Origin of the sequence: Arthrobacter sp. ISL-5 (genome assembly GCF_018613835.1) — a bacterium.
In the GTDB taxonomy this organism is placed as follows: domain Bacteria; phylum Actinomycetota; class Actinomycetes; order Actinomycetales; family Micrococcaceae; genus Arthrobacter.
The window spans coordinates 48194-67121 of the sequence record NZ_JAGGPM010000005.1 but is presented as its reverse complement, the minus strand read 5'-3'; the positions used below and the strand labels follow the sequence as shown (position 1 = coordinate 67121).

Annotated in this window: 15 protein-coding genes; all 15 read left to right on the top strand. The window is 66.2% G+C overall.

Going from position 1 to position 18928, the window contains the following annotated elements; all coding sequences use genetic code 11:
* Window positions 1–16: 16 nt before the first annotated feature.
* The 15 genes from J7I89_RS02755 to tpiA all read left to right on the top strand — a co-directional run bounded on the left by J7I89_RS02755 (window position 17) and on the right by tpiA (window position 18897).
* Window positions 17–793, top strand: coding sequence for a trans-aconitate 2-methyltransferase (locus J7I89_RS02755; RefSeq protein WP_214967076.1), 777 nt, complete (start codon window positions 17–19; stop codon window positions 791–793).
* A 174-nt stretch (window positions 794–967) separates the two neighbouring features.
* Window positions 968–2809: an ABC transporter ATP-binding protein gene (locus J7I89_RS02750; protein ID WP_214967074.1), complete on the top strand. Its 1842-nt coding sequence runs from the start codon at window positions 968–970 to the stop codon at window positions 2807–2809.
* Entirely contained in the window at window positions 2806–4641 is a 1836-nt protein-coding gene (locus J7I89_RS02745) for an ABC transporter ATP-binding protein (protein ID WP_214967072.1), read from the top strand. Before J7I89_RS02750 ends, J7I89_RS02745 begins: the two co-directional genes overlap by 4 nt.
* A complete protein-coding gene (locus J7I89_RS02740) occupies window positions 4638–5018 on the top strand; it encodes a GntR family transcriptional regulator (RefSeq protein ID WP_214967070.1) in 381 nt (126 codons plus the stop codon). Before J7I89_RS02745 ends, J7I89_RS02740 begins: the two co-directional genes overlap by 4 nt.
* Window positions 5019–5066: 48 nt before the next feature.
* On the top strand, window positions 5067–7994 hold the full coding sequence (gene uvrA, locus J7I89_RS02735; protein ID WP_214967068.1) for an excinuclease ABC subunit UvrA: 2928 nt from the start codon (window positions 5067–5069) through the stop codon (window positions 7992–7994).
* 118 nt (window positions 7995–8112) lie between these two features.
* Window positions 8113–8829, top strand: a complete 717-nt coding sequence (locus J7I89_RS02730) for an HAD hydrolase-like protein (protein WP_214967066.1) — start codon at window positions 8113–8115, stop codon at window positions 8827–8829.
* Window positions 8816–9484 (top strand): 1-acyl-sn-glycerol-3-phosphate acyltransferase, encoded by a 669-nt coding sequence (locus J7I89_RS02725; protein ID WP_214967064.1) that lies wholly within the window; start codon window positions 8816–8818, stop codon window positions 9482–9484. The genes J7I89_RS02730 and J7I89_RS02725 overlap by 14 nt, the downstream gene beginning before the upstream one ends.
* A gap of 74 nt (window positions 9485–9558) precedes the next feature.
* Window positions 9559–11622, top strand: coding sequence for an excinuclease ABC subunit UvrC (uvrC, locus tag J7I89_RS02720; RefSeq protein WP_214967062.1), 2064 nt, complete (start codon window positions 9559–9561; stop codon window positions 11620–11622).
* 113 nt (window positions 11623–11735) lie between these two features.
* Window positions 11736–12659, top strand: a complete 924-nt coding sequence (rapZ, locus tag J7I89_RS02715; RefSeq protein ID WP_214967060.1) for an RNase adapter RapZ — start codon at window positions 11736–11738, stop codon at window positions 12657–12659.
* Window positions 12659–13672 carry a uridine diphosphate-N-acetylglucosamine-binding protein YvcK gene (yvcK, locus tag J7I89_RS02710; protein WP_214967058.1) on the top strand — a complete coding sequence of 338 codons (1014 nt, stop codon included), beginning with the start codon at window positions 12659–12661 and terminating at the stop codon, window positions 13670–13672. The genes rapZ and yvcK overlap by 1 nt, the downstream gene beginning before the upstream one ends.
* 9 nt (window positions 13673–13681) lie before the next feature.
* Complete coding sequence (gene whiA, locus J7I89_RS02705; protein ID WP_056627051.1) at window positions 13682–14662, top strand: DNA-binding protein WhiA; 981 nt, start codon at window positions 13682–13684, stop codon at window positions 14660–14662.
* Window positions 14663–14841: 179 nt separating this feature from the next.
* A complete protein-coding gene (locus J7I89_RS02700; protein ID WP_214967056.1) occupies window positions 14842–15465 on the top strand; it encodes a superoxide dismutase in 624 nt (207 codons plus the stop codon).
* A 266-nt stretch (window positions 15466–15731) separates the two neighbouring features.
* Window positions 15732–16742 (top strand): type I glyceraldehyde-3-phosphate dehydrogenase, encoded by a 1011-nt coding sequence (gene gap, locus J7I89_RS02695; protein ID WP_214967054.1) that lies wholly within the window; start codon window positions 15732–15734, stop codon window positions 16740–16742.
* A gap of 10 nt (window positions 16743–16752) precedes the next feature.
* Entirely contained in the window at window positions 16753–17979 is a 1227-nt protein-coding gene (gene pgk, locus J7I89_RS02690; protein WP_214967052.1) for a phosphoglycerate kinase, read from the top strand.
* 102 nt (window positions 17980–18081) lie between these two features.
* Window positions 18082–18897: a triose-phosphate isomerase gene (gene tpiA / locus J7I89_RS02685; protein ID WP_214967050.1), complete on the top strand. Its 816-nt coding sequence runs from the start codon at window positions 18082–18084 to the stop codon at window positions 18895–18897.
* The last annotated feature ends 31 nt before the right edge of the window (window positions 18898–18928 follow it).

The following is an 18928-nucleotide window of genomic DNA, read 5'->3' as shown; positions in this document are numbered from 1 at the left end:
ATCAACCGGAGGCCTTGTGCAGTGGGATCCCGCCAAATACATCCACTTTGGTGACTACAGGCAGCGCCCGTTCTTCGACCTGACCGGCCGCATCGAGGCAACGGCACCGCGGGAGATCGTTGACCTGGGATGCGGCCCCGGCAACCTGACGGCCACGCTGGCCGCGCGATGGCCGGGCGCCCGCGTCATCGGCCTGGATTCCTCCGCCGACATGCTCGCCGAAGCCGAAGCGTTGGCGCAGGAGGCACCCCGACTGGAATTCCGCCTCGGCGACATCGCGTCGTGGGCGCCGTCCCCGGAGACCGACGTCGTAGTCAGCAACGCCGCGCTGCAGTGGGTCCCGGGGCACCAGGAAATGCTCTCCCGCTGGCTGAAGGAGCTGACGCCGGGGGCGTGGTTCGCCCTCCAGGTGCCGGGCAATTTCACCTCCGCGTCCCACACCCTGATGCGGGAGGTCGCGGAGTCGGGCGCCTGGGCTGCGAAGCTCGGCGGCGTCCTCCGCCACGACGACGCCGTGGCCAGCCCTGCCCGCTACCTTGAGATCATGCTCGACGCCGGATGCGCGGCCGACGCCTGGGAGACCACCTACCAGCAGGTACTTCCCGGTGAGAACGCCGTCCTGGAATGGGTGCGGGGCGCCGGCCTCCGGCCGGTGCTGGCTGCTCTTTCGCCGGAAGACGCGGCGGCCTTTGAAGCCGAATACGCAGTCCGCCTCGCCGAGGCCTACCCGGCGTCCGAATACGGGACCGTCTACCCGTTCCGCCGGATTTTCGCCGTGGCGCGCAAGCTGTAGCCGGGCCTGCAGCCGCACCTGCAGCCGGGCCCGCCTGGCCGGGCCCGCGCCGCGGGGGCTCGCGCCACGCCTTCAGCACCACATCCGGATCGATGTGATGTGGCTTACAATGGCGAAGCGGCTATGGGGTCGGCAAGAATGCTCCTGGTCGGCCCTAGCTATGGAGGAGGCGCGGTGCTTTTTGGCCTGATGATCCGACTCCTCGGAGAGCACCGGGCCGCAGTCTGGACCATCATCGGGCTGCAGGTGGTGCAGACGGCAGGGAACCTGCTGCTCCCCACGCTGAACGCCAGCATCATCGACATCGGCATCCTCGCACGCCAGACCGACGTGATCGTCCGCCTCGGCGGCTGGATGATGGCCCTGACCGCTGTGCAGGCCGGCGCCGCCCTCGGCGCCGGGTACCTTGGCGCCGTGGTGGCCATGAGGATCGGGCACCGGCTGAGGCGGGAGCTGTTCGACAGGGTCCAGGCCATGTCGTCCCAGGAGGTCGGCTCCTTCGGCGCCCCGAGCCTCGTGACCCGGGCCACGAATGACGTCCAGCAAATCCAGACGTTCGCGGTGCTGGTCTTCACCATGCTGGCCGCGGCCCCCGTCATGGGTATCGGCGGGATCATTCTGGCAATCCAGCAGGATGCCACCCTGTCCGGCATCGTCATTGCCATTGTTCCGCTGCTGGTGCTCATCATGTACGCCATAGTCCGCCGCCTCATTCCGCTGTACCGGCAAGGGCAGGCCCTCATCGACGGCATTACGCGGATTCTGCGCGAACAGATTATCGGGGCCAATGTCATCCGGGCGTTCGTCCGGCAGAAGCACGAGGCAACCCGGTTCGCCGAGGCGAACCGAAAGCTGACGGGCAACAATCTCCAGTCGGCGCTCCTGGTGGCCGGCATGCTTCCCATCATCATGATTGTGGTGAACCTCTCCTCGGTGGCCGTGGTCTGGTTCGGCGGACACCTCATTCAAGGCGGGCAGATGCAGGTGGGCGCCCTCACCGCCTTCATCGCCTACATCCTGCAGATCCTGCTCGCCATCATGATGGCGATGTACGTGTTCATGACCGCACCCCGCGCGGCCGTCTGCGCCGAACGCATCCAAGAGGTGCTCGACGTCGTTCGGGCGCCTTCCGTCCGCGGGCATTCCGGCTCGGGGCGGCATTCCTCCGCCGCCGGGGCGGCGTCCCCGCTGTCTCCGTCCCCGCTGTCTCCGGCGCAGGGGGCCGCCGGCACCGGGAGCGGCTCCGGCGGAGATGCCGGTGACACCGTGCCCAGCGGAACCGTGGAGTTCCGGCGGGTCTCCTTCGCGTATCCGGGGGCGGAATCGCCCGTGCTGGCCGATATCTCCTTCACGGCCCGCCCCGGCACCACCACGGCCATCATCGGTTCGACCGGCAGCGGCAAGACCACACTGCTGAACCTCCTGCCCAGGTTCCTGGACGCCACGGCGGGAGAGGTGCGGTTTGGCGGACGGGACGTCCGGGACCTGTCCGCCGACCACCTGCGGGCCAGGATGGCCGTGGTGCCGCAGCACTCCTACCTTTTCTCGGGCACCGTTGCCGGGAACCTCAGGATGGCGGCACCCGACGCCACTGACCACGACCTGTGGCAGGTTCTGCGGATGGCGCAGGCGGACGACTTTGTCAGCAGCCTTCCGGGCGGGCTGTATGCCCCCGTCGTTCAGGGCGGGGCGGGACTTTCGGGCGGCCAGCGGCAGCGGCTGTGCATCGCCCGCGCGGCGTTGCGGAAGGCGGACCTCTTCCTGTTCGATGACAGCTTCTCGGCGTTGGACTACGCCACCGAAGCCGCCGTCCGGCACGCCCTGGTGCCGGCCCTGGAGTCTGCCACTGTGATCATCATCGCCGAACGGATCCCCACCATCATGCACGCCGGCCAGATCCTTGTCCTGAACGACGGCCGGCTGGTGGCCCAAGGCACTCACCCGGAGCTGCTCAGCACTTCGCCGGCCTACCGCGAGATTGCCAAGTTGCAGCTCGCCCTGGACGAGCAGCCATGAGGGGCGCGCACCTCGCTGAGAGAAAAACGGGCACATTCCTTCCGGCGGCCGCGCGACTGATCGGACTCCTGCGCCCGGTCCGGGGCCGGATGTTCATCGCAGTGGCCTCCACCTGCGGATTCGCGGCGCTGAACGTGGCGGCGCCCAAACTCCTGGGCGACGCCACAGACGTCGTCGTCGAGCCCTTGGTGGGCGGTACATTCGACGAGGGCCGGCTGGCGGGGCTGCTCCTGGTGGTGGCGCTCATGTACCTCGGCACGTCACTCTTCAACTGGGTCCAGGGGGCCCTGACCGCCAGCGCGGTGCAGCGGCTGGTGTTCGGGCTCCGCTCCGCCGTCGAGGAGAAACTCCACCGGCTGCCGTCGGCGCATTTCCAGGAGCAGACCAGGGGGGACGTGCTCAGCCGGGCCACCAACGACGTCGACAACATCTCCCAGGCCCTCAACCAGCTGCTGACACAGCTCATCATGTCCGTGCTGATGCTGTGCGGCTCGCTGGCCATGATGCTCTGGATCTCCCCGCTGCTCGCTGCCATCGCCCTCCTGTCTGTTCCGGTGTCCACCCTCATCACGGTCTGGATAGCCCGTCAGTCGCAGGTCTATTTCGCGGCCCAGTGGGCGTCCACCGGTGACCTGAACGCGCACATCGAGGAATTCGTCACCGGCCATGAAGTGATCAGGGCCTTTGGGCAGCAGGAGGCCGCGGCGGCGATTTTCGGGCGCAGCAACGACCGGCTGGCCCGCACCAGCGCACGCGCCCAGTATGTCTCCGGGGCCGTGCAGCCGCTCATGGTGTTCGTGGCAAACCTCAACTACGTGGCGGTGGCCGTGGTGGGGGCGCTCCAGGTAGCGGCCGGGGCCATGACCATTGGCGGCATCCAGGCGTTCATCCAGTTCAGCAGGCTGTTCACGCAGCCCATGGGCCAGATCGGCGGGATGCTCACGCTGATGCAGTCGTGCGCGGCGTCGGCGGAACGGGTTTTTTCCCTCCTCGATGCGGCCGAGATCCCGCGCGAGGATCCGGCGCAGGTCCGGCAGCCAGGCCTCCGCGGCCGGATCGAGTTCGAGGACGTGACGTTTGGCTACACCCCGGAGGTCGAGGCGGTCAGCGGGCTGTCCTTTTCCGTCCGCCCGGGCGACACCGTGGCCATCGTGGGGCACACGGGCGCGGGCAAGACCACAGTGGTCAATCTGCTCATGCGCTTCTATGAGCTGGATTCGGGCCGCATCACCATTGACGGCACGGATATCGCCTCCGTGCCGCTGGATTCGCTGCGTTCAAACTTCGGCGTGGTGCTGCAGGATGTCTGGCTGTTCAGCGGCACCATCAACGAGAACATCGAGTACGGCGCGCCGGGGGCCAGTGACGCCGAAATCGTGGCCGCGGCAGAGGCAAGCCACGTGGACCACTTTGTCCGTTCCCTGCCGGGCGGCTATTCCACCGTGCTGGGAAACGACGGCGACTCCCTGAGCCAGGGGCAGCGGCAGCTCATCACCATCGCCCGCGCGCAGCTCGCGGGCCGCAGCGTGCTGATCCTGGACGAAGCCACGAGCTCGGTGGACACCCGGACGGAAGTACAGATCAGGCTGGCGATGAGCAGGCTCAGGCAGGGGAGGACCAGCTTCGTTATCGCCCACCGTTTGTCCACAGTGCGCGACGCTGATCTAATCTTGGTCATGGACCACGGACGCATCGTTGAACAGGGAACCCACCGCAGCCTGCTGTCCGTTGACGGACACTACCGGCGCCTCTACAACGCCCAGTTCCGTGGCATGGACATGGACCGGGAACCGGGCTCGGGCCACCACGGCGTGCAGGAGCCCGGCCTGTGAGCACCGGTGAAGCCTTCCCGGGGCAGTGGAAGCCCAACCACGCCAGCTCCGTGGCGCTCTACGAGCAGCTGCGGCTCCACATCATCGAACAGGCCGATCAGGGAAAGATTGCCCCGGGAACCCGGCTGCCCGCCGTCAGGAACCTCGCCGGGGTCCTCGGCGTTGCCCCGCACACGGTCGCCAGGGCGTACAAAGAGCTTGAGGCTGCCGGCGTCGTGGCCACCAAGGGCAGGAACGGCACCGTGGTGTGCGCCCGCGACGAACGGTGGGGCGTGTTGTCCGAGGCTGCCGCGGACTATGCCGCCGCAGCCAAATCCCAGGGCGCCACGTTCGCCGAGGCCGTCCACCTGCTGGCGGCGGCCTACGATGCGGGCTAGCGGGGGTCCGCATGGATATTCGAAGAAGTTTTCGATTAGCATTAGTCCGTGCCTAAAGCCGTAGCTGAAGAAACAGCCGTTGATGCCCACTCCGCCGTCGTGCCGCTGAACCACCCCAAACCGGCGCGCCCGGATCTCTCCCGCCTGGTCGTCAAGGGCGCACGCGAACACAACCTGCGCAACGTCGACCTCGATCTTCCACGCGACGCCATGATCGTCTTCACCGGGCTGTCCGGTTCGGGCAAGTCGTCCCTCGCTTTTGACACCATCTTCGCCGAGGGCCAGCGCCGCTATGTCGAATCCCTCTCGGCCTACGCCCGGCAGTTCCTGGGGCAGGTGGACAAGCCCGACGTCGACTTCATCGAAGGCCTTTCGCCCGCGGTCTCCATCGACCAGAAGTCCACGAGCAAGAACCCGCGCTCAACGGTCGGCACCATCACCGAAATCTACGACTACATGCGCCTCCTGTGGGCACGGGTGGGCCGTCCGCACTGCCCTGTCTGCGGCGAGCCGGTCATCAAGCAGACGCCGCAGCAGATTGTGGACCAGCTCCTGGAACTGGAGGACGGCACACGCTTCCAGATCCTCGCGCCCGTGGTGCGGGGCCGCAAGGGTGAATTCGTGGACCTCTTCAAGGAACTGACCGCGAAGGGCTACTCACGCGCCCGGGTGGACGGCGAGCTCATCCAGCTCAGCGATCCCCCCAAGCTCGGGAAGCAGTTCAAGCACACCATCGAGGTGGTGGTGGACCGGCTGGTGGTCAAGGAGGGCATCAGCCAGCGCCTGACGGACTCCATCGAAACGGCCCTCGGTCTTGCCGAGGGGCGCGTGCTGGCCGACTTCGTTGACCTGGACGCCGATGATCCGGGCCGCCTGCGTGCGTTCTCCGAGAATCTTGCCTGCCCCAACGAACATCCCCTGGCCATCGATGAAATCGAACCGAGGTCCTTTTCGTTCAACAACCCCTTCGGCGCCTGCTCTGCCTGCAGCGGCATTGGCACCAAGCTTGAGGTTGACGAGGAACTCATCATTCCCAACCCCGAGCTCTCGCTGGCTGAAGGCGCCATAGCGCCGTGGTCGCTCGGCACAGCCACAACCGAGTACTGGAACCGCCTGCTCGACGGACTGGCCAAGGAACTCGGCTTCTCCATGGACACCCCGTGGGAAAAACTGCCGGTCGACGTCCGCCAGACCGTGCTCCACGGAAAGGACCACAAGGTTGTGGTCCAGTACCGCAACAGGTTTGGCCGGGAGCGCAAGTACAGCACCGGCTTCGAGGGCGCCATTCAGTATGTGCACCGCAAGCACGGCGAAACGGACTCCGACTGGGCCCGCGACCGCTACGAGGAATACATGCGGCAGGTACCCTGCCCCGCCTGCAACGGCGCACGCCTGAATCCGGCGTCGCTGTCGGTCCTCATCAACGGCAAGTCGATCGCCGATGTCGCGGCACTGCCCATGCGTGAGTGCGCCGAGTTCCTCAACAACCTCGTGCTGACCGGACGCGAGGCGCAGATCGCCCACCAGGTCCTCAAGGAAATCCAGGCCCGCCTGACCTTCCTGTTGGACGTCGGCCTGGAATACCTGAACCTTGAACGCCCGTCCGCAACCCTGTCCGGCGGTGAGGCGCAGCGCATCCGGCTCGCCACCCAGATCGGTTCCGGCCTCGTGGGCGTTCTCTACGTCCTCGACGAGCCCTCCATCGGCCTGCACCAAAGGGACAACCGCCGGCTCATCGAGACGCTCACCCGGTTGAGGGACATGGGGAACACGCTCATTGTCGTCGAGCACGACGAAGACACCATCCACGAAGCGGACTGGATCGTGGACATCGGGCCGGGCGCGGGGGAGCACGGCGGGCAAGTGGTCCATTCCGGTTCCTACCAGGCCCTCCTCGAAAACACGGAATCGCTGACGGGCGATTACCTTTCGGGGCGCAAGAAGATCGACATCCCCAAGAAGCGCCGCAAGTACGACAAAAAACGTGAGCTGAAAGTCGTCGGGGCGCGCGAAAACAACCTCATCAACGTCGACGCCGCCTTCCCCCTTGGGCTGTTCACGGCGGTGACGGGGGTCAGCGGCTCCGGCAAATCAACCCTGGTCAACGAGATCCTCTACAAGGTCCTGGCCAACAAGCTCAACGGAGCCAAGCAGGTGGCCGGGCGGCACCGCACGGTCCAGGGGCTGGAACACCTGGACAAGGTGGTCCACGTGGACCAGAGCCCGATCGGACGCACGCCGCGCTCCAACCCGGCAACCTACACCGGCGTGTTCGACAACATCCGCAAGCTGTTCGCGGAGACCACAGAGGCCAAGGTCCGCGGCTATCTGCCCGGCCGCTTCTCCTTCAATGTCAAGGGCGGTCGGTGCGAGGCCTGTTCCGGTGACGGCACCCTGAAGATCGAGATGAACTTCCTGCCCGATGTCTATGTTCCGTGCGAGGTGTGCCACGGGGCGCGGTACAACCGCGAGACACTCGAGGTTCACTACAAGGGCAAGACCATCGCGGACGTGCTGAACATGCCCATCGAAGAGGGTGCAGAGTTCTTCGCGGCCTTCTCGCCCATCGCCCGCCACCTGAACACGCTGGTGGACGTGGGCCTGGGGTACGTCCGCCTGGGGCAGCCGGCCACCACGTTGTCCGGCGGCGAAGCACAGCGCGTCAAGCTTGCCGCCGAGCTCCAGAAGCGCTCGAACGGGCGCAGCGTATACGTCCTTGACGAGCCAACCACAGGACTGCACTTCGAGGACATCCGCAAGCTGCTGATGGTGCTGCAGGGCCTTGTGGACAAGGGCAACACCGTCATCACCATCGAACACAACCTGGACGTCATCAAGAGCGCGGACTGGATCGTGGACCTGGGACCTGACGGCGGTTCCGGCGGCGGGCGTATCGTGGCGTCGGGCACGCCGGAGCAGCTTGCCAAGTCGAAGGAGAGCCACACAGCCTCGTTCCTGGCCGAAATCCTGGGGTAGGAGCAGCGGGGTCCGGCCCGCCGCACGGCGCGGCGGCGGAGGCCCCGCGGCGGGCCGGAAGTATTCCCGGCACGGCATGTGAATTTGTACAGGCGTGCTGTCGTGAGAAACTAAGCCGGTGACTTCAACAACAGTGCCCGTGATCTTCGACCTGGACGGCACTCTTGTCGATCCGGCCGGCGGGATAACAGACGGAATTGCCGCGGCTCTCACTGAATTCGGTATTCCCGTCCCCAGCCAGGATCTCCTGGACGCCATGGTCGGGCCAAAGCTGAGTGACTCGCTGCTGACCATCGCACGGGTTCCGCCGGCCATGCTGAAGAACGTCATCCGCAGCTACCGATTGCGCTACGCGGAAAGCGGCATCGCGCAGAGCCGCCTTTACCCCGGCATGGTCGAGCTCCTCGACGGCTATGTCGCTTCCGGCCGCCCTGTCGCGGTGGCCACGCAGAAACCGGAAACCTTGGCGAACCTCGTCCTTCAGCACCACAGGATTGCCGACCGGTTCCTCTTCATCAGGGGCTCCGCGGAGGACGAGACCGCAGCAGCCGCAGGGCCCGTCGGAAAGACCGGGATCATCGCCGCCGCATTGGCGGACCTCCGCACCCAGCACGCCATCATGGTGGGGGACAGGGCCCAGGACGTTGCCGGCGCCTTCGCCAACGGTATTGACTGCATCGGCGTCAGCTGGGGTTTTGCGCCCGACGGCGAGCTCGAGGAAGCCGGGGCCGTGGCAGTGGTCCCCGACACCCTGGCCCTGCGCACCAAAATCGAGGAGCTGGAAGCTGTCCGCGCCGCGGCACTGAGCGAGGTGCGCAACGATGGAGCTGTTTGACGGAATCCGCTGGACCACGCGCGGCCTCATCTCGGGAACGTGCCGGCCGACGGTGATCGGACTGGAGAACGTCCCCAAGGAGGGTCCGTTCATCGTGGCCCCCAACCACCTCTCTTTTCTTGACAGCGTGATCGTGCAGGCCCTCATGCCCCGCCCCGTCGCCTTCTTCGCCAAGGCGGAATACTTCACCACAAAGGGCGTCAAGGGACGCATCATGAAGTCCTTCTTTGAAGCAGTGGGATCGATTCCCGTCGAGCGCGGCGAGCAGGCAGCCAGCGTGCAGGCACTGAAGACCCTTCTGGACATCCTGGAGGACGGGAGGGGAATCGGTATCTACCCCGAGGGCACCCGCTCCCGCGACGGGATCCTCTACCGGGGCCGGACCGGCGTCGGCTGGCTGGCACTGACCACCGGTGCGCCGGTGATCCCGGTCGGGCTGATCGGCACCGAGAAACTGCAGCCCGCGGGCCGCAACGCGGTCAAGCCGCAGCACTTCACCATGAAAGTCGGCGAGCCGCTCTACTTTGACAAGACCGGGCCGGACCACTCGCTCCCGGCGCGCCGCCAGGTCACCGACCGCATCATGGACGCCATTGCCGAGCTCAGCGGGCAGGAACGCTCCACCAGCTACAACCAGAGCAAAACCGTCGAGTAGGGCGCTGGCCGGCGCCTCGTGCATGTGCCTCGTGCATGGCGTTCGGCCTGCCGCCGGCTCAGTAGACTGGAACCGTGGCAGATCCAATGAGTTACCGGCCCCAGACGGGTGAGATTCCGACCAATCCGGGCGTCTACAGGTTCAGGGACCCCCACGGGCGGGTCATTTACGTCGGCAAGGCCAAGAACCTCCGCTCGCGGCTGAACTCCTACTTCGCCAACCCTGCGGGGCTGCTGCCCAAGACCCACGCGATGGTCCACGCGGCCAGCAGCGTCGAGTGGACGGTCGTGGGCAGCGAGCTGGAATCCCTCCAGCTGGAATACACCTGGATCAAGGAATTCAAGCCGCGGTTCAATGTGGTCTTCCGGGATGACAAGACCTACCCCTACCTGGCCGTCACCATGGGGGAGAAGCTGCCGCGGGTGCAGGTCATGCGGGGCGATCGGAAGAAGGGCACGCGCTACTTCGGCCCCTACACGGCGGGCGCCATCCGGGAAACCATGGACACCCTGCTCCGCGTATTTCCCGTGCGCAGCTGCAGCGCCGGCGTGCTGAAGCGCGCCCAGGCCAGCGGCCGGCCGTGCCTGTTGGGCTACATCGACAAGTGCTCGGCCCCGTGCGTCGGGCGCGTCACCCCCGAGGAACACCGTGCCTTGGCCGAGGACTTCTGCGCCTTCATGGGCGGCGAGGCCAAGCGGTTCATCAGCCGGCTGGAAAAGGAGATGGCGGCTGCAGTAGCGGAACTGGACTACGAACGGGCCGCCAGGCTCCGCGACGACATTGCGGCCATGCGCAAGGTCTTCGAGCGGAACGCCGTGGTGCTGGCGGAGGACACGGACGCCGACGTCTTCGCGCTCTACGAGGACGAGCTCGAAGCGGCGGTCCAGGTTTTCCATGTCCGCGGCGGCCGCGTCAAAGGCCAGCGCGGATGGGTGGTCGAAAAAGTGGAGGACGCCACCACCCCGGACCTGGTCGAGCACCTGCTCCAGCAGGTCTACGGCGAAGACGGCGACACCCAGGGACGGCTTCCCCGGGAGGTGCTCGTGCCGGTGGAGCCCAGCAATGCCGGGGACCTGGCCGTGTGGCTGGGTGGCCTCCGCGGGGCAAAGGTCGACATCCGGGTTCCGCAGCGCGGCGACAAAGCCGCCCTGATGTCCACGGTCCGGGAGAATGCCGAACACGCCCTCCGGCTCCACAAGACACGCCGCGCGGGCGACCTCACTGTCAGGTCCCAGGGCCTGCAGGAACTTCAGGAAGCACTGGAACTGCCCGTCCCGCTGCTGCGCATCGAATGCTATGACGTCTCCCACGTCCAGGGGACCAACGTGGTGGCGTCGATGGTGGTGGTGGAAGACGGGCTGCCGAAGAAATCCGACTACCGGAAGTTCTCCATCACCGGAGCGGCGGCGACCGATGACACCGCCGCCATGCACGACGTCCTGACCCGGCGCTTCCGCCACTATCTGGTGGACAAAACCGCGCAGGTGGAAGCCTCCCAGCTGGCACCCCCGGAGCCGGACCCCGCGGCACAAGCGGCCGGCTCCGCGGCCGGCTCTGCGGCCGGCTCTGCGGCCGGCTCTGCGGATGCCGGTATTGCGGACACCACCACCCCCGCGCCGCGGGCAAAGTTCGCCTACCCGCCCAACCTCGTGGTGGTGGACGGCGGCAAGCCGCAGGTCAATGCCGCCGCCCGTGCCCTGGCCGAGCTGGGCATCGATGACGTGTATGTCGTGGGCCTGGCCAAGCGGCTTGAGGAAGTGTGGCTCCCTGACAGCGACTTCCCGGTCATCCTGCCCCGCTCCTCACAGGGCCTGTACATGCTGCAGCGCATCCGCGACGAGGCCCACCGCTTTGCCATCTCGTTCCACCGGCAGAAGCGCGGCAAGGCCATGACTGTTTCCGCCCTGGACGGCGTGCCGGGACTCGGCGAGTCCAAGCGCAAGGCGCTGCTGGCCCAGTTCGGCTCAGTCAGGAAAATCAAGGCCGCCACCGCTGAGGAACTCATGTCGGCCAAGGGCGTCGGTCCGGCGCTGGCCGCGGCGATCGTCACCCATTTCAGTGCGGGCGGGGCGGGCGGCGCGGCCGACGACGCTCTGCCGGCCATCAACATGACCACCGGAGAAGTGCTTGAAACTTAGCTAGCGTCCTGAATGTTAGCTAGGGTAAGTACGGAATCCGACGTGCGCCGATGTGTGCGCAGTACACGGGACGCAGCACACAAGAAGCAACGGCAGGAATGGGGCAGGATTTAATGGCAGAGTCGACGGCGGGATCCGGTGCGGACGAAGACGGCTTGACGCCCGTCAAGCCCGCCGAAGCGGAAATGCTCGTGGTGACGGGAATGTCCGGCGCCGGCCGCAGCACCGCCTCCGATGCCCTCGAGGACCACGGCTGGTACGTCGTGGAGAACCTGCCCCCGCAAATGCTGGGCACGCTCGCAGAGCTGGTGTCCCACGCCCCGCAGTCCATCCCCAGGCTCGCCGTCGTCATGGACGTGCGGAGCAAGGCGCTGTTCGCGGACATCCGGGCCGCCCTCGGTGCCCTCGCCGCGAGCGGCGTCACGTTCCGCGTGCTGTTCCTCGATGCAAGCGACGACGTCCTGGTCCGCCGCTTCGAGCAGGGAAGGCGGCCGCACCCGCTGCAGGGCGGCGGCCGGATCCTGGACGGCATTGCCGCGGAACGCGAACTCCTGAAGGAACTGCGGGACTCCTCGGACCTTGTCCTGGACACGACGACGCTCAACGTGCACGGGCTGGCCACCGCGGTCACGGAACTCTTCTCGGAAACCGGTCCGGTGGCATTGCGGCTCAACGTCATGAGCTTCGGCTTCAAATACGGCCTGCCCGTGGATGCGAACTACGTGGCGGACGTCCGGTTCATCCCCAACCCGCACTGGGTCCCCAAGCTGCGCCCGCACACCGGCATGGACCAGGACGTGAGCGACTACGTCCTCCAGGCCGAGGGGGTGCCAAGTTTCATCGAACGCTACGTCCTTGCCCTGGAGCCGGTCCTGGACGGGTACCGGCGGGAGAACAAGCACTACGCCACCATCGCGGTGGGCTGCACCGGCGGAAAGCACCGTTCGGTGGCGGTCGCCGTCGAGCTGTCCAAGAAACTTGCGCAGTATCCGCGCGTGACGGTGACCACCACGCACCGGGATCTGGGCCGCGAGTAATGGGCGTGCTAACCGGCCCGCTGCCACTGGTTCCGCCGGCCGGCCTGGCCGGCTCCCAACAGGCCAAGGGTCCCTCCGTGGTGGCCCTCGGCGGAGGCCACGGCCTCTCGGCGTCGCTGTCGGCGCTTCGGCTGCTGACCTCCGAACTAACGGCGATTGTCACCGTTGCGGACGACGGCGGATCCTCCGGCCGCCTCCGCCAGGAGTACGGTGTCCTGCCGCCCGGCGATCTCCGCATGGCGCTCTCCGCGCTGTGCGACGACACCGACTGGGGCCGCACCTGGCGCGACGTCATGCAGCACCGGTTCAAGTCCCCGCGCGGCAGCGGCTCGCTGGACGACCACGCCATGGGAAACCTGCTGATCGTCACGCTCTGGGAGCTGCTGGGTGATGCGGTGGCCGGGCTGAAGTGGGCCGGGGCCCTGCTGGGAGCCCGCGGCCAGGTCCTGCCCATGTCCACGGTGCCGCTGACGATCGAGGGTGACGTGCGGGTTGCCGCCCCTGACGGCAGCAGCACGCTCACCACCATCAGGGGCCAGGCGCGGTGCGCGGTGGCCGGCTCGCTCGAAAGCGTCAGGCTCCTCCCTGACCACGCGCCCGCGTGCGTTGAGGCGCTGACCGCGATTGAACTCGCCGACTGGGTGGTGCTGGGACCGGGCTCCTGGTACACCTCTGTCCTCCCGCACCTGCTGCTGCCTGAGATGAGGCAGGCCCTGTGTGACACGCCGGCCAAGAGGTGCCTCACGATGAACCTCGCCATGGACACCAAGGAAACGTCGGGGATGTCCGCAGCCGACCACCTGCACGTCCTGCGCGAATACGCGCCCGAGTTCAGCGCGGACGTGGTGCTGGCGGATCCCGCCTCGGTCTCGGATCTGCGGGAATTTGAGAAGGCTGCAGGGATGATCGGAGCCGAGGTTGTCTTGGGTAAAGTAGGGGCTTCGGGTCGGCGTCCGGTCCACGACCCCCTGCGGCTGGCTACGGCTTACCAGGATATTTTTGGGAACAGTTAGGAAGGTGCCATGGCACTGACAGCATCAGTCAAGGAAGAACTGTCCCGCCTGGACATAAAGAAGTCATCGGTCCGGAAGGCTGAAGTGTCGGCCATGCTCCGCTTCGCCGGCGGGCTGCACATCATTTCTGGGCGGATTGTCATCGAGGCCGAAGTGGACCTGGCCTCCACGGCACGGCGGCTGCGGGCCGCCATCGCCGAAGTCTACGGACACCAGAGCGAAATCATCGTCGTGTCCGGCAGCGGGCTTCGCCGCGGGAACCGCTACGTGGTGCGGGTGGTCCGGGACGGCGAGGCCTTGGCGCGGCAGACCGGTCTCCTCGACACCCGCGGCCGCCCGGTGCGCGGGCTTCCCTCGGTGGTGGTCAACGGTTCTGCCGCCGACGCCGAGGCCGTGTGGCGCGGCGCCTTCCTGGCGCACGGATCGCTCACGGAACCCGGCCGGTCCTCGTCCATGGAGGTCACGTGTCCCGGACCGGAGTCGGCGCTGGCCCTCGTCGGCGCCGCCAGGCGGCTTGGCATTCAGGCCAAGGCCCGTGAGGTCAGGGGAGTGGACCGCGTGGTGATCCGGGACGGCGACACCATCGCGGCGCTGCTCACCAGGATGGGCGCCCACGACGCCCTGATGGTGTGGGAAGAACGCCGCATGCGGAAGGAAGTCCGCGCCACCGCCAACCGGCTCGCGAACTTCGACGACGCCAACCTGCGCCGCTCGGCGCAGGCGGCCGTCGCCGCAGGAGCCCGTGTGGACCGGGCCCTGGAAATCCTCGGCGACGACGTCCCGGAGCACCTGAAGTACGCCGGGGAGCTCCGGGTGGCCCACAAACAGGCAAGCCTCGACGAGCTCGGCCGGCTCGCCGATCCGCCCATGACCAAAGACGCAATCGCCGGCCGCATCCGGCGCCTGCTGGCCATGGCGGACAAACGCGCCACCGACCTCGGCATTCCCGGCACGGATGCCAATGTGACGCCGGAAATGCTGGACGAGTAAATGCGCCCCTAGAATCAAGACCAGGTGGCGGAAATACCTTGGACGGCCCGGGAGTTACGGCTCGTGGAGGGTGGTCCGCAGGGGACCCGCCACCGCAGACTTCCGGGTGACCCGTCATCCGGATGCACAATCCGAGAGTTACCGAACCGGACAAACTGTCCACGACATTGGAGGATTTTGTGACCGAGTACGTTCTGCCCGAACTCAGCTACGACTACGCAGCGCTGGAGCCCCACATCTCAGCGAGGATCATGGAGCTGCACCACAGCAAGCACCACGCTGCCTACGTGGCGGGCGCCAACAACGCCCTGGCCCAGCTCGCAGACGCCCGCGACAAGGGTGATTTCGCCAACATCAACCGGCTTTCCAAGGACCTGGCCTTCCACACCGGCGGTCACATCAACCACTCCGTGTTCTGGAACAACCTCTCGCCGGACGGCGGGGACAAGCCGGAAGGTGAGCTGGCTGCAGCCATCGACGACGCCTTCGGCTCCTTTGACGCGTTCCGCGCCCAGTTCTCCGCAGCCGCCCTCGGCCTGCAGGGTTCCGGCTGGGGCTTCCTCGCCTACGAACCCATTGGCGGAAACCTGGTCATCGAACAGCTCTATGACCAGCAGGGCAACGTCGCACTGGGCACCACCCCTCTGCTGATGCTCGACATGTGGGAGCACGCCTTCTACCTCGACTACGTCAACGTCAAGGCTGACTACGTCAAGGCCTTCTGGAACATCGTCAACTGGGCTGATGTCGCGCAGCGCTTTGCCGCGGCCCGCGCCAACGCCACCGGACTGATCACGCTCTAACAGTGTGATCCGCCGTACACGCACCAGTAACAAACTTCACATTCGGTTGCTTTAGGGCCGAATCGTGGACGGTCCGCCCCCGCACTTGCGGGGGCGGACCTTCTTAAACGTAAGATGGATCACGGAAGGCGGTTAGCCTTCAGCAATGTGGCTGGTCGCCCTCCGATCTGGTAATTATCTCTGCCCAATGGCGTGCGGGATCTGTTAGTTGGCTTGAATGCCCGCTCAACTAGTTGTGCTTCACAAGCACCAAGGAGACTGAAAAAGTGACCACCCGTATTGGTATTAACGGCTTTGGCCGCATCGGCCGCAACTACTTCCGCGCAGCGCTTGCACAGGGTGCGGACCTTGAGATCGTTGCCGTCAACGACCTCACGAGCCCGGAGGCCCTGGCCCACCTGCTGAAGTACGACTCCGTCGGCGGCCGCCTGACCGAAACCGTTGAGGTCAAGGACGGCAACCTGGTTGTAAACGGCAACGCCATCAAGGTCCTGGCCGAGCGTGATCCGGCCAACCTGCCCTGGGGCGAGCTCGGTGTCGACATCGTCATCGAGTCCACCGGCTTCTTCACCAAGGCCGCCGCTGCCAAGAAGCACATCGAAGCGGGCGCCAAGAAGGTTCTTATCTCCGCTCCGGCATCCGATGAGGACATCACCATCGTGATGGGCGTGAACCACGAACTGTACGACCCCGCGGCTCACCACATCATCTCGAACGCTTCCTGCACCACCAACTGCCTGGGCCCGCTGGCCAAGGTCCTCAACGACGCCTTCGGCATCGAGCGTGGCCTCATGACCACCGTCCACGCCTACACCGCGGACCAGAACCTGCAGGACGGCCCGCACAACGACCTCCGCCGTGCCCGCGCCGCCGCCATCAACATGGTTCCCACCTCCACCGGTGCGGCAAAGGCCATCGGCCTGGTGCTCCCGGAACTCAAGGGCAAGCTGGACGGCTACGCCATCCGCGTACCGGTCCCCACCGGCTCCGCCACCGACCTCACCGTCACCGTTTCCCGCGAGACCACGGTCGAAGAGGTCAACGCCGCGCTGAAGAAGGCCTCCGAGTCGGATGAGCTGCAGGGCATCCTGTCCTACACGGACGCACCCATTGTCTCCTCGGACATCGTCGGCGACCCCGCTTCGTCCATCTTTGACTCCGGTTTGACCAAGGTCATCGGCAACCAGGTCAAGGTTGTTTCCTGGTATGACAACGAATGGGGCTACTCCAACCGTCTGGTGGACCTCACGGAGCTCGTCGCAGCAAAGCTGGGCTAGGGTTAGCTTCATGACATTTCACACCCTCAACGAACTGATCGCTGAAGGTGTCCGCGGGCGGTACATTCTGGTCAGAAGTGACCTGAATGTGCCGCTCGACGGCTCTACAGTGACTGACGACGGCCGCATCAGGGCCTCACTGCCAGTACTGGGAAAGCTCACGGACGCCGGTGCCCGCGTGCTGGTAACAGCCCACCTGGGCCGCCCCAAGGGCGCCCCGGAAGAAAAATACTCGCTCAAGCCTGCCGTCACGCGCCTGGCTGAGCTGGCCTCCTTTCCGGTATCCCTCGCGGAGGACATCGTAGGACCGTCGGCCAAGGAGCTCTCCGCTTCGCTGCAGGACGGCCAGGTCCTGGTGCTCGAGAACGTGCGTTTCGACGCCCGCGAGACCAGCAAGGACGACGCCGAGCGCGGCGCCTTTGCTGATGAGCTGGTGGCCCTGACCGGGGAAAACGGCGCCTATGTCGACGATGCTTTCGGTGCCGTGCACCGCAAGCACGCCAGCGTTTACGACGTCGCCACGCGGCTTCCGTCGTACCAGGGCGACCTCGTCCACACGGAGGTGGAGGTGCTGCGCAAGCTGACGGCAGACACCCAGCGCCCCTACGTCGTGGTACTCGGCGGCTCGAAGGTTTCCGACAAGCTCGCCGTCATCAACAACCTGATCGGCAAGGCTGACACCATCCTCGTGGGCGGCGGCATGCTGTTCACCTTCCTCGCAGCCGAGGGCCACAAAGTGGCCGGCAGCCTGCTGGAAGAGGACCAGATCCCCGTGGTTCAGGATTATCTGAAGCGTGCTGCCGACGCAGGCACGGAATTCGTGGTGCCCACCGATGTTGTGGTGGCCGCGAAATTCGCCGCGGACGCGGACCACGAGACTGTCAGTGCAGACGCCATCGAAAGCAGCCGGTTCGGCGCGCAGGGCATGGGCCTGGACATCGGCCCGGAGTCCGCGCAGGCGTTCGCCGAGCGGATCAAGGGCGCCAAGACCGTGTTCTGGAACGGACCCATGGGTGTGTTCGAATTCGAGGCGTTCTCGGCGGGCACCCGTGCCATCGCGCAGGCGCTGACGGAGTCGGACGCTTTCACCGTGGTGGGCGGCGGAGACTCGGCCGCTGCCGTCCGCACGCTCGGTTTCGCGGATGACCAGTTCGGGCACATTTCCACCGGCGGCGGCGCCAGCCTGGAATACCTTGAAGGCAAGGAACTCCCGGGCCTGAGCGTCCTGGACCGCTAGAAGCACACCAGCCGGCAGGGCGCCTTCCTCCGCATGCAGGAAGGCGCCGTGCCGGCTGTTTTATCTGACAAGCACATTTGACCTGCACTTTTTGGAGAACACGTGACAACGTCAACTAACGGCACCTTTGACCGCACCCCTCTCATTGCGGGCAACTGGAAGATGAACATGGACCACGTCCAGGGCATCACCCTCCTGCAGAAGCTGGCCTGGACCCTGTCCGACGCCAAGCACGACTACAGCCGCGTGGAAGTTGTGGTCTTCCCGCCCTTCACCGACCTCCGCGGCGTCCAGACGCTGGTCCAGGGCGACGAACTCGACATCGCGTACGGCGGGCAGGACCTGTCCCAGTTCGACTCCGGCGCCTACACGGGGGACATTTCAGGCCAGTTCCTGAACAAGCTCGGGTGCAAGTACGTCCTGGTGGGGCACAGTGAACGCCGCACCGTTCACAACGAGTCCGACGACGTTCTCAACGCCAAGGTCAAGGCCGCCTACCGCCATGGCGTCACCCCGATGCTCTGCGTCGGCGAGGGCCTGGAAATCCGCCAGGCCGGCACCCACGTCCAGCACACCCTCGACCAGCTCCGCGCCAACGTTGCCGGAATCAGCGCGGAGCAGGCTGCAGAACTCGTCGTCGCCTACGAACCCGTGTGGGCCATTGGAACCGGTGAAGTTGCCGGCCCGGAGGACGCCCAGGAAATGTGCGCAGCCATCCGTGCCGAGCTCGCTGAGCTCTTCGACACGGACGTCGCCGCCAAGGTGCGTCTGCTGTACGGCGGCTCCGTCAAAGCAAGCAACGCCGCAGCCATCCTCAAGGAACGCGACGTCGACGGCGTGCTCGTAGGCGGCGCCAGCCTCGATCCGGCTGAGTTTGCTAATATTGTCAGGTTCGAGAGTCACCTTGTGACGGACTAGTCCGGACACCGGCAAGACTCCCGTATTTCCT

Excerpts from the sequence above, each read along its gene's own strand:
- J7I89_RS02745 (WP_214967072.1), top strand. The coding sequence starts at position 2,806 with ATGAGGGGCGCGCACCTCGCTGAGAGAAAAACGGGCACATTCCTTCCG.
- J7I89_RS02725 (WP_214967064.1), top strand. The coding sequence starts at position 8,816 with ATGGAGCTGTTTGACGGAATCCGCTGGACCACGCGCGGCCTCATCTCG.
- rapZ (WP_214967060.1), top strand. The coding sequence starts at position 11,736 with ATGGCAGAGTCGACGGCGGGATCCGGTGCGGACGAAGACGGCTTGACG.
- yvcK (WP_214967058.1), top strand. The coding sequence starts at position 12,659 with ATGGGCGTGCTAACCGGCCCGCTGCCACTGGTTCCGCCGGCCGGCCTG.
- whiA (WP_056627051.1), top strand. The coding sequence starts at position 13,682 with ATGGCACTGACAGCATCAGTCAAGGAAGAACTGTCCCGCCTGGACATA.
- pgk (WP_214967052.1), top strand. The coding sequence starts at position 16,753 with ATGACATTTCACACCCTCAACGAACTGATCGCTGAAGGTGTCCGCGGG.